The 14,452-nt window shown below is 37.1% G+C and carries 12 protein-coding genes and 2 riboswitches; of the genes, 6 read left to right on the top strand and 6 right to left on the bottom strand.

Going from position 1 to position 14,452, the window contains the following annotated elements; genetic code table 11:
• Positions 1–55: 55 nt before the first annotated feature.
• From NST02_RS20975 to NST02_RS20950, 6 genes are all read right to left on the bottom strand, one after another.
• A complete protein-coding gene (locus NST02_RS20975; protein ID WP_095309639.1) occupies positions 56–1,159 on the bottom strand; it encodes an amino acid ABC transporter substrate-binding protein in 1,104 nt (367 codons plus the stop codon).
• A 1,054-nt stretch (positions 1,160–2,213) separates the two neighbouring features.
• On the bottom strand, positions 2,214–3,428 hold the full coding sequence (locus NST02_RS20970) for a M20 family metallopeptidase (protein WP_340949726.1): 1,215 nt from the start codon (positions 3,426–3,428) through the stop codon (positions 2,214–2,216).
• Between the two features lie 27 nt (positions 3,429–3,455).
• On the bottom strand, positions 3,456–4,286 hold the full coding sequence (locus NST02_RS20965; RefSeq protein ID WP_137742910.1) for a MetQ/NlpA family ABC transporter substrate-binding protein: 831 nt from the start codon (positions 4,284–4,286) through the stop codon (positions 3,456–3,458).
• Between the two features lie 17 nt (positions 4,287–4,303).
• Positions 4,304–4,954 (bottom strand): methionine ABC transporter permease, encoded by a 651-nt coding sequence (locus NST02_RS20960; RefSeq protein WP_095309631.1) that lies wholly within the window; start codon positions 4,952–4,954, stop codon positions 4,304–4,306.
• Positions 4,944–5,975: a methionine ABC transporter ATP-binding protein gene (locus NST02_RS20955; RefSeq protein WP_095309629.1), complete on the bottom strand. Its 1,032-nt coding sequence runs from the start codon at positions 5,973–5,975 to the stop codon at positions 4,944–4,946. Before NST02_RS20955 ends, NST02_RS20960 begins: the two co-directional genes overlap by 11 nt.
• Before the next feature lie 154 nt (positions 5,976–6,129).
• A riboswitch (SAM riboswitch) is annotated at positions 6,130–6,231 on the bottom strand.
• Between the two features lie 173 nt (positions 6,232–6,404).
• A riboswitch (SAM riboswitch) is annotated at positions 6,405–6,509 on the bottom strand.
• 194 nt (positions 6,510–6,703) lie between these two features.
• Positions 6,704–8,599: a BglG family transcription antiterminator gene (locus tag NST02_RS20950; RefSeq protein ID WP_212934282.1), complete on the bottom strand. Its 1,896-nt coding sequence runs from the start codon at positions 8,597–8,599 to the stop codon at positions 6,704–6,706.
• 170 nt (positions 8,600–8,769) lie between these two features.
• Here NST02_RS20950 and NST02_RS20945 point away from each other — a divergent pair, with 170 nt between their 5' ends.
• From NST02_RS20945 to NST02_RS20920, 6 genes are all read left to right on the top strand, one after another.
• The gene (locus tag NST02_RS20945) at positions 8,770–9,375 is read left to right on the top strand and encodes a YczE/YyaS/YitT family protein (RefSeq protein WP_340949724.1); all 606 of its coding nucleotides are present in this window, start codon (positions 8,770–8,772) and stop codon (positions 9,373–9,375) included.
• A gap of 139 nt (positions 9,376–9,514) precedes the next feature.
• Complete coding sequence (locus NST02_RS20940; RefSeq protein WP_095309624.1) at positions 9,515–9,820, top strand: PTS sugar transporter subunit IIB; 306 nt, start codon at positions 9,515–9,517, stop codon at positions 9,818–9,820.
• Between the two features lie 11 nt (positions 9,821–9,831).
• A complete protein-coding gene (locus NST02_RS20935; RefSeq protein WP_095309622.1) occupies positions 9,832–11,073 on the top strand; it encodes a PTS sugar transporter subunit IIC in 1,242 nt (413 codons plus the stop codon).
• 31 nt (positions 11,074–11,104) lie between these two features.
• Entirely contained in the window at positions 11,105–11,464 is a 360-nt protein-coding gene (locus NST02_RS20930) for a PTS lactose/cellobiose transporter subunit IIA (RefSeq protein ID WP_095309621.1), read from the top strand.
• Positions 11,461–12,903, top strand: coding sequence for a glycoside hydrolase family 1 protein (locus NST02_RS20925; RefSeq protein ID WP_170943565.1), 1,443 nt, complete (start codon positions 11,461–11,463; stop codon positions 12,901–12,903). Before NST02_RS20930 ends, NST02_RS20925 begins: the two co-directional genes overlap by 4 nt.
• Before the next feature lie 101 nt (positions 12,904–13,004).
• The gene (locus NST02_RS20920) at positions 13,005–14,444 is read left to right on the top strand and encodes a glycoside hydrolase family 1 protein (protein ID WP_137742907.1); all 1,440 of its coding nucleotides are present in this window, start codon (positions 13,005–13,007) and stop codon (positions 14,442–14,444) included.
• Positions 14,445–14,452: the final 8 nt, after the last annotated feature.

Genomic DNA, 14,452 nt, shown 5'->3' with positions numbered 1-14,452 from the left:
GGGTCTGCCCTTAGAGAAGTCTCCCAAAAGCAGACCTTTTCAAACTTTTCTGATCTTAACGGAATGGAGCGGAGTACAATAATCCGCCATTTGTATAAAGGTCATTTAAACCGCGCTCCAGCTTGAATACTGTATCTGGACCAAGATGACGGTCATAAATTTCCCCATAGTTTCCAACTTGCTTAATCACTTGATAGCCAAAATCGGCTGGTAACCCTAATTGTTCACCAAGATTTCCCTCCGCTCCAAGCAAACGCTTGATGTCCGGATTTTCATCATCTAGGAAATCATCAACATTTGCCGATGTAATCCCGAACTCCTCTGCTTGTATAGTAGCGAAGACGATCCACGTAACTGCATCAAACCATTTATCATCGCCACCTTTGACAGCAGGTGCTAAAGGTTCTTTGGAAATAGTTTCTGTAAGAATTTTGTGTGCCGAAGGATCTTGCATAATTGATTGGCGAGAAACTAATCCTGATTTATCCGTTGTCCATGCATCAATGCTTCCCGATTCATAGGCAGCAACTACAGCATCGGCACTATCAAATACAACTGCTTCGAAGTTGATCCCTTTTGCACGCATTTGGTCAGCTAAATTCAATTCAGTTGTCGTACCGGTTTCAACCCCAATCCGAGCTCCTTCTAAATCTTCTAAGCTATCAATACCGCTATCGGCAGGTACCATAATTCCTTGACCATCATAGAAAGTAACTGGTGCAAAATTCAAACCTACTTCTGAATCACGGTTTGTTGTCCATGTAGTGTTTCGTATAAGAACATCGACTTCCCCTGTTTGTACAGCAGTAAAACGCTCTTGTGCAGACAAAGGGCGATATTCAACTGCTTCGGCATCACCAAGAACACCTGCCGCAATGGCCTTCGCAAATTCAATATCAAATCCAGTGTTTTTTCCGTCAGAATCTACATAGCCAAATCCGGGTAATGCATCGTTAATGCCCGCAATGATTTTCCCTCTGCTTGCAACCGTTTCTAAGATTGAACTGGAAGTGCTTGCTGAACCACCTGTTGAATTAGTTGTGGTACCACCTTCTTCTTCTGTCCCAGTTCCGGCTTCCTCATCTTTCGTACAGCCAACCAAGGCTAATACAAGCACCAATAAAAAGCTAAAAAGTAATAATGATGACTTTTTTTTCATGTTCTTCCCCCTTTATTTTTGGTTTTAAATTTTCTTATGTTATATAAAGTAACATATGATGTTTTTGAAACTAGTAATTGTTATGTTGTATAACATATTATGTAATTATTATACCTATTTCCTTATGTGATTCAATACTAAATTTAAAAAATTCTGAAAATTATTGTTAGATATTCTGACAAAACTATCCTTTTATCTAATTAGAGATGGGGAAATTCAGGGGGTTACTAAGAAGTTTTGTACTATCTGGCCTCAACCCTCTATAAATAGTAAATAATAGTAAAAATTTCGAAACGAGTGAAGACATAACCATAATAGATAGAGGTTATCACTGTTAAGTGCCTTTAAGAAGAAAGATATTACGCAGAAATAAACTTAGCAAAAAAGGCGAAGAAAAAGATTTTCAATATCCAGGTAGTAACAAAGTGGGAGACATACAGATATGAAGCATATAAGTCCCTGCAATTAAAAGAAATACAACAAGCTTTAGGGAAGGAACTTCTACTTGATGGTAACTTTGAATATTATCATGAATTAAAAGAATTAACTACAAGTAGAATTAAAAGAAAGTGATGTATGGGATATGAGAAAGGCGATATATAAATGAACAGATTCTTCAGTAGTTATATAAATTAGTTGAACAATATGGAACGTCTGAAGAAGCAAACCATTTTATTTCATGAACATCTAGAGCGGATTCTTTTCAATTGAAGCTGTAACTATTTTTTGCACATTTATGGACGCTGGGGCAAGTTTAATGGCATGGACTGTCCGCATACAACAATAATCATTCAAGCTGTTATTAAACTTGTCTCTGAATTCGGACAAAGCCATGGGAAATTAATACAAGGGCGTCCGAAAAAGGAAACGAATCGGACAAAAATCCCGAGTAATGAAAGCGGGAAGTCCGATTACCGTGTCTATTCGGACAGGAACATGAGAAACGAGCACAAAGAAGTCCGAATCCCCTGTCGATTCGGACAAAACCAACAGAACTTAACACGAGGCTGTCCGAATTCCTATGACCATTTCGGACAGCTTCGAAAAAGACTAATTATGCTTGTGCTTCGCTAGCTTTTCTCTCCTCAAATTCTTTCTTTATTTCAGCCAGTGTTTCTGGTTCTGTTATCAGCTTTAATGCCGTTAAAGCTAATGCTTTCGCACCAATAATCAATGCTTCGTCGCCCCTTGGGGAAGCGGCTGCTTCCTTAAATGGAACAGTGTGAGGGATGAGATCGCTAGCGCCGATTTTGATATAAGGATGGATCGTTGGGATGACCTGGCTAATATTTCCAGCATCGGTTGAGCCGATTCCTTCTCTCTCTTCGAATACTGTTTCTCCCAGATCTTCTACAATTTCTTTAAAAACGGCATCGTATTTTCGATTGAGAAGGAGATTATCAACTTCATTTTGAAAGGCGATAATATTTAGTTTTGCTCCTGTAGCAAGGGCGGCTCCATCTGCAATTGCTTTTACTTTCCGGGTCACTTCATTTAATCCGGCTCTCGTTGCGGCGCGAATGAAAAATCTTGCCTTTGCATATTCAGGAATAATGTTTGGTGCATCTCCTCCATGAGTGATAATACCATGGATCCGTACATCATCAGTCAATTGTTGCCTTAAGGCGTTGATACCATTAAAGAGCTGGATGACAGCATCAAGTGCATTGATTCCTTCATGTGGTGTAGCAGCGGCATGGGCGGGCTTACCGATAAACTCAAAATCAAGGGGATCGACTGCTAACGACGAACTGGTTAACCGCGTCTCGCTGTTTGGGTGTACCATTAGGGCGGCATCAATTCCTTCAACTAATCCGTGCTTAACGAAACTACCTTTCGCACTGCCATTTGGACCGCCCTCTTCTGCCGGAGTTCCGAAAACAACTGCTTCACCACCAGTTGCATCCAGTACTTTGCTTAAAGCGATGGCGGCTGCAACACTTGTTGTTCCAATAATATTATGTCCGCAAGCATGACCGATACCAGGAAGGGCGTCATACTCTGCAAGGAAGGCGATAGCTGGACCAGGCTTTAGCGACTTTTTTCGAGCAACAAAAGAAGTTTCGTGACCGGCAACTGCCTTCTCAATTTCAAAACCTTCTTTCTCGAGAATTTCTGTTAAAAGGGATGAGGCGTAAAACTCCTCATTCCCGATTTCCGGTTTCTCATGAATTTTATGACTAGTCTCAATATATAAATCACGATTGTTCTCAATGTTTTCAGTAATTCCCTTTTTTAAAATATCAATCGTTTCAATAAATGTAGTCATTTTACATTTCCTCCCTAAATTAAATGTTTACCAGCCGATATTACTTAATGGAACAAAAGTTGGAATTAAATTACCATCATATTCTTTTTCAATAAATTTTGCTGTGTCCTCCTCTTGGTAAAGCTCGGCAATTCGGTTGAGTGTCTTATCATCCTTATCCTCAGCTTTTACCGCAATGATATTAATATAAGGAGTGGCCGTTTCACTTTCATAATATATGGCATCCTTAAGCGGAGCTAATCCTGCATCTTTCGCAATGCCGTTGTTGATTAATGAAGCTGCAACATCAGGCAATGCTCTCGGAGTCTGAGCTGGAACGACTTCAATGAGTTCAAGATTTTTTGGATTGTCTGTCACTTGATTGAGATTTCCGTTTGGATCAAAATCTTCAGGTAACCCAATTAACCCGGCTTCTTGTAGTAAAAGTAAGGCGCGTCCTTGGTTGGAAGCATCATTGGGAATGGCGATTTTTGCACCATCTGGAATGTCGTTAACATCTTTGTACTTTTCAGAATAAATACCCATTGGAGCTAAAACAGTTGTTGCAATCGGGACTAAGTCAAGATCATGCTCTTCAATGAAAACGTCAAAATAGGCAACGGTTTGAAACGCGTTAACATCTAATTCCCCTTCAGCAAGAGCGGTATTTGGGGCGACATAATCAGAGAATTTTACAAGCTCGATTTCAATTCCTTCTTTCTCCGCTTTTTTAGAAATGAAGTCCCAAATTCTCGTATCTGTCCCGCTAATTCCTAATTTTACTTTAGTAGTTTCTTTTCCCTGCGTGCTGTCAGATGAACATCCCACTGCAAATACTGCCAATGTAAGCAATATGATCGATAATAAAAATTTTTTCATGTTGTTTTCCTCCTGAGTTATCTTCTTCTAATTTTTTTTGCGGCAAAATTGCCGAATGATTGTAGACCTTGAACGATGACAACTAATATTGCAACTGTAATGAACATGGTAATAGTGTCAAAACGTTGATAACCATATGTAATGGCTAAATCTCCGATCCCTCCACCTCCGACGGCACCTGCCATCGCTGATGCACCAACGAGCCCGATTGTGGCAATTGTAAGAGCAAGAACAAGGGAGCTTAATGCTTCCGGTAAAAGAAATTTGGTAATGATCTGCCAAGGTGTTGCACCCATTGCTTCAGCTGCTTCAATTACACCCGGTTCAACTTCCAATAATGAATTTTCTACTAATCTGGCAATATAAGGCCCTGCATAAAATACGAGGGGGACGATAGCTGCTGTTGTTCCAATCGATGTCCCGACGATGAACCTCGTTACAGGAATCATCGCTACTAATAAAATAATGAAGGGAACAGAGCGGAAAATATTAATTACTCCGTTTAATACATTAAAAACGGCGAGATTTTCAATTAAGTGCCCCTTTCTTGTAACAACCAATAATATTCCAAGCGGTAGTCCGAGGAGTACTGAAAACAAGAGGGAGAAGGCGACCATTTGAATCGTTTCAATTAATGCTTCGATAATCTGTTCTGAATTAACTAGCATATGCACTCACTTCCTTAATGCTGATTTTCTTCTCGTTGATATATGTCAATGCTCGTAAAACCTCTTTATCCTCTCCCTGGAATTCAACTATGAGGTTCCCGAACGGGACTCCTTGCAGTTCGGTAATATTTCCAAAAAGGACGTTGAGATGAACATCGAACTTCTTGGCAATTTCAGAAAGAAGAGGCTGTCCGGCCGATGTTCCGACAAAGTTAATGCGGAAAATCCTTTGTGAACCAGCTTGTTTTTGAATTAAGTTGTTGATGGACTCTGGAAGCTGGTCATTCATCACCGTGCTGACAAAATTACGTGCTGTTGCCGTTTTAGGTGCAGAAAAGACATCGAATACACTTCCTTCTTCAATAATTTTTCCACCTTCGATAACGGCGACTTTGTCACAAATCTCACGAATCACTGACATTTCGTGTGTAATGATTAAAATGGTAATCTTGTACTCTTGATTAATCTTTTTCAAAAGTTGTAGGATTGAGCTTGTCGTCTGCGGATCTAATGCAGAAGTGGCCTCATCACATAAAAGAATGGAGGGCTGTGTTGCTAGAGCACGGGCAATTCCGACCCGCTGTTTTTGTCCCCCTGAAAGTTGATCTGGATGATAATCCGCTTTATCCGCCAATCCGACAAACTCAAGTAATTCATGAACTCGTTTTTTGATTTGAGCTTTGTCAACTTTTGCAAGCGTTAATGGCATCGCCACATTGGCAAAGACTGTTTTTGAATTAAGGAGATTAAAGTGCTGGAATACCATTCCGATATTTTTCTTAACCTCGCGAATTTTTTTTACCGGCAGCGAGGTGAGTTCATGTCCATCGATTATAACCTTGCCTGAAGTCGGGCGTTCCAATAAGTTCACACAGCGAATTAACGAACTTTTACCTGCGCCACTGAATCCGATGACGCCAAATATCTCTCCTTTACTGATGGTTAAATTAATTCCGTCTAATGCTGTGACCTGTTGACCACTACTTTTATAAACTTTTCTCAAATTCTGAAATTCTATCATGATGTCCCTCTCCTTTTCGTATGACTTTGTTAAAAAATCGATTTTGGCTCATTGCATGTGCAACTTTGGATTCACACGCTTTTTGTAAAAATAAAAAGCCCTCTTCTTGAAGAAAGAAGAGGACATATCCATGTGGAAATTAACTTGGATGCTCTTCTTATCTTTCAAGCATTGCTTGCTGGATTTAGCATAGAATCGATAAGATTCCGCTGCCGAGGCGTCATCGGGCCAGTCCCTCAACCTCTCTTGATAAGAAATTTGATATTTAGTTTTTCATAATGAGGCAATTAAAAAACGAATGCTATGGTAAGTGTGTATAATTATGCTCGTTTTTAGGTTGCTTTGTTTAATGAAAAATAAATGAGATACAAAGAAAAAACCTCTTCTGAAAGTACAGAAGAGGTAGGTTTACGAAACAAGTCCGTCCTCTTCTCATCTTTCAAGCACTGGTGCTTGCTGGATTTGGCATAGAATCAATAAGATTCCGCTGCCGAGGTGTCATCGGGCCAGTCCCTCAACCTCTCTTGATAAGAAGTGTTTCTATTCGGTTTTTTAACTTGGTTATTAATCTATCGTATATTTCTTTGAAAGTCAAATGTTTTTTTAAAAGCTGGGCTCTGTTAAATGTCGGTGTTGATTTTAGTACATTTCGTGGTGAAACTTTGGCTTCACACGGAATATGCCCAAAATTATTTAATCAACCATTTTGTTTAACAAAGCCATAAACATTAATTTAAAAGTCTCATCATACTTTCCATAAAATCATCATAATCTTTTGCTTTAATCAATTCGTGGACGTTTTTCCATTCGGACAAAATGTTGATTACTCCCTCGAAAAAAGGGCTGAATAATTCTCGTTGTTGTTTATTAATCGAAATCATGACGATGATTTGCACTTTTTCTTTTCCCCAATTTACCGGTCGATCCAGAATAATCATGCAAATCCCAGTTTTTATTGCATCCATATGCATGGAATGGGGGACCGCAACATTATTGTTAAACGCCGTTGATGACATGCGCTCTCTTTCCAGAACAGATTGTCCATAATCTTTTGTTACGTAGCCTTTCTCATATAGAAGCTTTGACATAAATGAAATATAAGCTTCATCGCTTTCAAGATAAACATTTTTCATAAACAAATCTTCATCAAAGTATAAATCAAGATATTGTTTAACCTTTTGATTCTTTTTTTGCTCATTTAATTTATTAACCTGGAGTTGAATGTATTCATAGTCCTTCTCAATCAAGTAGGGATGAACAAACACAGATGGAGTTTGTTCGCCCTTTAATGGCAATGTGCTGATAATTAAATCTATATCTTTAAGTGAAGATATTTCACTTGCATCAGATAAAACTTTTATAATCTCTATAGAATCATGAAATCTTTTTTCAAGCTTTTGAACGAGTTGAAGGCGCATATCATAATAATTTGGACTGATTACTGCGCATAAAATTTTCTTCTCCAGTTTTTTTCTTCTCTCAAAATACGAGCCAATATGGAAAGCAATATAAGAAATCTCGTCTTCTTTTATATGAATATTCTCCATAAATTGAATTTGATTTGATATAAAGACTGCTAATTCATAAATGAGTGGATATGAATCTTTTAGTTCATATGTTAATGGATTTTTAACCATTTGTTCATACTTGGCTCGAAATAGTAAGTTGCGGATATGAAGTGTGAATTTTACAAAGAATTCATCATCATTAATTTCAATAAAATAACGTTCATGCACTTGTTGAAGTAGTTTTTTTGATAAGTTCACATACTGTTCATCAACATAGTGAATTAAGGAGTCAGAAGTTAGGGATTGGTAATTCAGTAATGTTGTTTTACTAGATAGAAGCAAGATAAAATTGTACCGCTCCGATTCATTAAACTGAATGTCGTATTTCACTTCTAACATATCTGCAATTTTATTCGCAGCTTCCGTTTCAAGATTGCTTTTCAATTTATTGATATCAGTCGATTGAAGGACGGAGTTGTTATTTTTAATTCGATCGACCGTAATGACGAGGTGAAGAAGGATATTATTCATAATATAGTCGTTTACGTACAGGTTAAATTTTTCAAGAATGGAAACGATTTCATCTTTTAATGTAAAAACATCATAATGTGGAAAAGAATCATGAACAGCCTTTAAACTTAAAAATTCTTTGGATGTTTCTTGTAAAATAATGAAACTCATTAATCTTCGCTTTTCTCTTTCTCCACCTACTAAAATAAGTGTATCTTTCTTGCGGCGAATTTTTAAATGGTATGATTTGATCATTTTATTAGCCTGAACAATGTCATTTTCAATTGATGAAACACTGAGAAAGAGTTTATCACTTAAGTCAAAAATGTTTAATCCTTCCGAATGTAGAATTAATTCCTTTAATATTACTTTGACACGGTTTACAGGAGAAATGTAATCATTGTTGTTACTAACCTCGCCTTTAGTGACTAATTGATAACCTTGTGGGGAGGAGGTGATCACAAGCTGATCCTGGTTAATTTCATTGACATATTTTCTAATGGTTCTTGTAGATACTTTAAAATAATTGGCCAAACTTGTAGCAGTACACCAATCATTTTTGGATGCTAAATATTGAATGAAAGCCTCTCTACGATCATTTTTCATAATAGGGCTCCTTATATAAAATAATAGAAATTCTCATTATCATTATAGAAAAAGGATAAAGCATATTCGAGTAAAAAAAGTTCCTATTTGTAGGAACTTTTTTTAGTTTGCTCCATTATTCAATAGATGGAATACTTCTTATAGTTAGATTTAGACGGGAGAGTTATTAAATGAAACATTTTCTGATCGACTACACACTTGTAGTCATAAGTACGGCCGTAACAGCATTTGGAATTACTATGGTTTTGCTAGCTGAAATGGGGGCAGATCCAATTAGTACATTTTTATTGGGAGTGTTAAATTTTATCCCGATTCAATTTGGAACAGGCAGTCAGATCTTTAGTTTAACATTTTTAGTGATTAATTATTTCATTAGCCGTGATTTTTTTGGCTTTGGAAGTTTGATTTTTAGTATTGGTTGTGGCTTCTTTATTAATCTGTTCCTCTCTGCAGATTTAAAGGCGGTCCTATTCCTTCATAATATGCCCGACTTTTGTATGGCTATCATAGGAATCGTAATGTTTGGAATGGGAACGGGTCTTTTTTTGTTTACTAAAACAGGAGTGGGTCCGTTGGAAGGGCTTATGTTCTTTTTTTCTAAGAGATATAACGTCACGATAAAGTTCACAAGAATGGTGATAGATGGGATTTTGGTCGCTACAGGGATTGCCTTGGGTGGGTTAGTAGGATTAGGAACGATTCTTTGTATTCTTTTAACAGGTCCTATTATTGAGTTCTCATTAAAAGTCTTTACTTTAATGAGAAACAGCAAATAAATGAATGTCCTTTTATCAGAATAGCGCGAAAACATCTTAATTAAAGTTCCTATCTATAGGACTTTTTATTGTTGGTTTTAAAAAAAGACACATGACATACTAAGGATGAAAGCGAAAACATATAACAGGGGGAATTAAAATGACTAGAGTATTACTAATCTGTGGGGCAGGAGCTTCTAGTGGATTTATGGCAAACGCCATTCGTAAAGCAGGAAAGAAAAGAGGGATGGAAATGTCTGTACAGGCCAGAAGTGAGTCGCAATTATCAGAGTATCTAAATGAAATAGACGTTTTATTAATTGGCCCTCATCTGAAATATATGGAAGATGAGTTAAAAGAAAAAACGAGTGACTACTCTATTAAGATATCTGTCATTCCACAAAATATCTATGGTACGTTAGACGGCAATAAAGCATGCGACCTTATTGCTAGTTTATTAGAATAGGGTGATGGAAAATGAAAAAAATAATGGATTTCATGACCAACTCTTTTACACCAGTTGTCAATAAGATTACCAAAAATCCATGGGTTTCATCGATTCAGGACTCAGTAATGATCATTTTACCACTAATTTTAGTGGGTTCATTGGTAACGGTTGTTTCTTTATTGAATAATATCATTCCAAATATGCCGGACTTTTCATTGATAAATAGCTTTTCATTTGGTTTGCTTGGTCTATTGGTCTCTTTTTTAATTCCTTACTTCGTGATGGAGAAGAAGGGACATAACAATAAAAAAATTATAGCTGGAGCAACTGGACTTGCATTATACCTAATGCTTTTGTCCCCAATTGTAACAGAAGATGGCAATATTACGTTTATTTTTAGCCGATTTGGGGCTACAGGAATGTTCCTATCACTTGTTATAGGCCTATCAGTTGCGGCCGTTATGAACTTAGCTTCAAAGAAATCCTTTTTTTCTGAAGATAGTGTAATTCCTGAATTTGTTATTGTCTGGTTTGATTCGTTAATTCCTATTACTTTATTGATGCTAGCAGGTTGGACGATTGCAGTTCCGCTAAACTTAGATTTCTTTGAGGTTGTATTAAAGATATTTAGTCCTCTGGCACAAATTGTTCAAAGTTATCCAGGTTATGTTTTATCCGTGTTTATCCCTGTATTCCTTTATACATTTGGAATAAGTGGTTGGGTAATGATGCCAGTCATTTATCCTGTTTATCTGTCGGGCCTTGCAGAAAATGCTGAACGAGTTGCAGCCGGTCTTGAACCGACCAATATTGCTTTGCAAGAAACGGCCTATGCTTTTACAAGTATGGGTGGTGTTGGAACCACACTTGCCCTAGCTGTAATGATGCTCTTTGCAAGTAAATCCTACAGATTAAAAGCCATAGGTAAAGCAACGATAGTACCATCAATTTTCAATATTAATGAGCCGCTTATGTTTGGTGGACCCGTTGTTTTCAACCCATTTTTGATGATTCCAATGTGGATAGCATCAATTGTAATTCCTTCTATAGTATATTTTGTAATGAAAATAGGTTTGGTCGCTATTCCCACTAAAACATTTATGCTTTGGTATATACCATATCCAATTGCGTCCTACTTAGCTACTCAAGATTGGAGAGCTGTCATATTGGCTTTATTGATTTTTGTTGTGGCGTTTATAATATATTTCCCATTTTTTAAAGCATATGACAATCAAGAGAAGAAAAAGGAATTGAATGCATCTGCAGAATAAAACTATATTTGTGAATAAAAGGAGCTTTTTTATGAAAGACAAGGAAACAGAATTAGAGGAACTAAATTTGATTTCAATGCAAATGATTTTACATGCAGGTGATGCCCGAAATGATGTTATGAAAGCATTGGCATGTTGTGAAGAAGATGAATACGACCATGCAGAGAAGCTGTTAGAAAATGCGAATAAAAATATTGTTCAATCTCACAAATTGCAAACAGAAACGGTGCAAAAAGAAGCACAAGGAGAAGAACCTATTTTTTCGTTATTGTTTGCTCATGCACAGGATACATTGATGACAGTAAAGAGCGAATATGAATTGGCAAAACGGTTAGTGCGGATTTTTAGGAGATTAGATGAAAAAATTGATGGAAAGAAGGCAAAGTTATGAAACAGAATATAAATACCTTCCCAAAAGATTTTCTTTGGGGAGGGGCAGTTGCGGCTAATCAATGCGAGGGAGCTTTCCGTGTTGGCGGTAAAGGGTTAAGTCTTGCAGATGTTCATTTATATCGTTCTAATCAGGATATTACAAAAGTAAGCCATGATTCTGATATGACTCTTGCTCAAGTAAAAGAAGCAATAGAAGATAAGATTGGTTATTATCCGAAAAGACATGGGATTGATTTTTACCACACCTATAAAGAGGATTTAAAGCTTCTTGCTGAGATGGGTTTTAAAACATTTCGCACATCTATTGATTGGTCCCGTATTTTTCCTAATGGAGATGATCTCGAGCCAAATGAGGAAGGACTTGCGTTCTATGATAGATTAATTGACGAGATTAGAAGTTTGGGTATGGAACCAATTATTACAATGCTTCATTATGAAACACCTTTAAATATTACACTGGAGTATGGAGGATGGCATAACCGAAAAGTTATTGATTTCTTTGTTCGCTATGGTGAAGTATTGCTTAATCGCTTCAAAGGCAAAGTAAAGTATTGGATTGTGATTAATCAAATAAACTTGGTTTACCATGAATCTTTTAATTCCGTTGCAATATGTCAAGATCAGGTAGAAAATCTTGAGGAAGCAAGATATCAAGCCATCCATAATCAAATGGTAGCTTCGGCCCTTATCGTTGAAAAGGCACGAAAATTGAGTTCAGAGTTCCATATGGGGACCATGCTAGCCGACTGTACGGCATACCCGGAAAGTTGCCACCCAGATGATGTTGTTTTGGCCATGAAGAGAAATCGTCTCCAGTATTACTTTACTGATGTACAATTTAGAGGTGAATATCCTAGATATATGAGACGATTCTTTAACGAGAATCATATTAATTTAGGAGAGCAGGACGATGATGCTCGTATTTTAAAAGAGAATACAATGGATTTTCTCGCTATCTCTTATTATTATTCTTCTATGGTTTCCGCAAAAAGAAATGGAATGAATCCGTTGGATCTTAGCAAGAATCCTCATCTTCAAGCAAATCCATGGGGATGGGCTGTCGATCCGAAAGGTTTATACAATGCTTTATGTCAATACTATGATCGATATCAAGTTCCGATCATGATTGCGGAAAATGGCTTTGGCATGTATGACAAGCTGGAGGATGGAACTGTTCATGATGATTACCGTATTTCATATTTATCAGCACATATTGAACAAATGAAAGAAGCCATAAAAGACGGTGTCGAAATATTTGCTTATTGTGCGTGGGGACCAATTGATATCGTTAGTTGTTCTTCTGCAGAAATGGAAAAACGTTATGGTTTTATCTACGTAGATATCGACAATGACGGGAATGGCTCAAGACAACGCATAAAAAAAGACAGCTTTTATTGGTATAAAAAAGTGATTGAATCAAATGGAGAAATTCTTTGATTACTTCCAAGTTATGTACGGATAATTCGTGATCATTTTTGGCAGGAAATGATCACGAATTTATTGTAGCAACGTCCATACAAACTAAGGAGGAATTGAAATTGAGAAAAAATCCTGATAAATTCCCAGATGATTTTTTGTGGGGAGGAGCGATTGCAGCCAATCAAGCAGAAGGTGCCTATTTGGAAGGCGGAAAAGGACTTTGTGTAGCAGATATAAATAAATTTAATGATAGAGTAGACATTAAGAAAAAAGCAAATACAGAATTAACAATGGAAGACATTCATTTTGCGATCCATGATAAAGAAGGGCATTATCCAAAACGGACATCGATTGATTTCTATCACCGTTATAAAGAGGATTTGAAACTGCTGGCAGAAACGGGAATGAACACGTTCCGTACATCAATTAATTGGGCCCGCATCTTTCCGAAAGGAGATGAATTAGAGCCGAATGAGGAAGGATTGAAATTCTATGATGATCTCATTGATGAGATTAGAAAAAATGGAATGGAGCCGCTCATTACCGTTTCCCACTACGAAATGCCGTTACATTTAGCAACCGAATACAACGGATGGTACAACCGGAAAACAATTGATTTTTTTGTCCGCTACTGTGAAGTTCTATTTAACCGTTATAAAGATAAAGTGAAGTATTGGATTTTAGTCAATCAAATTAATTTAATTACATTTGAATCTTTTAATCATCTTGGTATCCCAGCAGATCGTGTAGAAAATTTGCTAGAAGCAAAGTACCAAGGTGCACACAATGAGCTTGTCGCTTGTGCAAGAGCAACAAAAATTGCCAAAGAGATTAACTCTGACATGCAAATTGGAATGATGCTTTTTGATGCTATTTCTCACCCGGCAACATGTAAGCCGGAAGATGTACTGGCAACGGTGAAACGCAACCAAATGGAGTATTATTTCTCTGATATTCTTATGCGTGGAAAATATCCAAACTATGCATTCCGCTTCTTTGAAGAGAACAATATTAATATTCAATTTGGAGAAAATGACGAAGAAGATTTTAAAAATACGGCAGATTTCTTTAGTTTCTCCTATTATTACACAAGGATCTCAGATGCTGAAAGTGCCAAAAAACTTAACTCCGCATACTTAAACCCGGAATTACAAGCAAGCGATTGGGGCTGGTCGATTGACCCAATCGGGTTAAGAACAGCATTAAATCTATATTATGATCGGTACCAGAAACCGATTATGATTACAGAAAACGGTATTGGTGCCTATGATAAAATCGATGAAAATGGCGAAATTCATGATCCGTATCGAATTGACTTTCTTAGACGTCATATCGAACAAATGAAAGAAGCGATTAAAGATGGTGTAGAAGTAATTGGTTATTATCCATGGGGACCGATCGATATTGTCAGCTGCTCCTCATCTGAAATGTCTAAGCGTTATGGTTTCATCTATGTTGATAAAGATGACTATGGAAATGGAACGCTCGAAAGAAAGAAGAAGGACAGTTTTTATTGGTATCAAAGAGTGGTTGCAAGCAATGGTGAAGATTTAGGTTGATATTAGAA

This window comes from Robertmurraya sp. FSL W8-0741 (assembly GCF_038004005.1).
Lineage (GTDB): Bacteria > Bacillota > Bacilli > Bacillales > Cytobacillaceae > Robertmurraya > Robertmurraya siralis.
The sequence above is the reverse complement of the archived record's forward strand: the minus strand, read 5'-3'. Positions and strand labels throughout refer to the sequence as shown.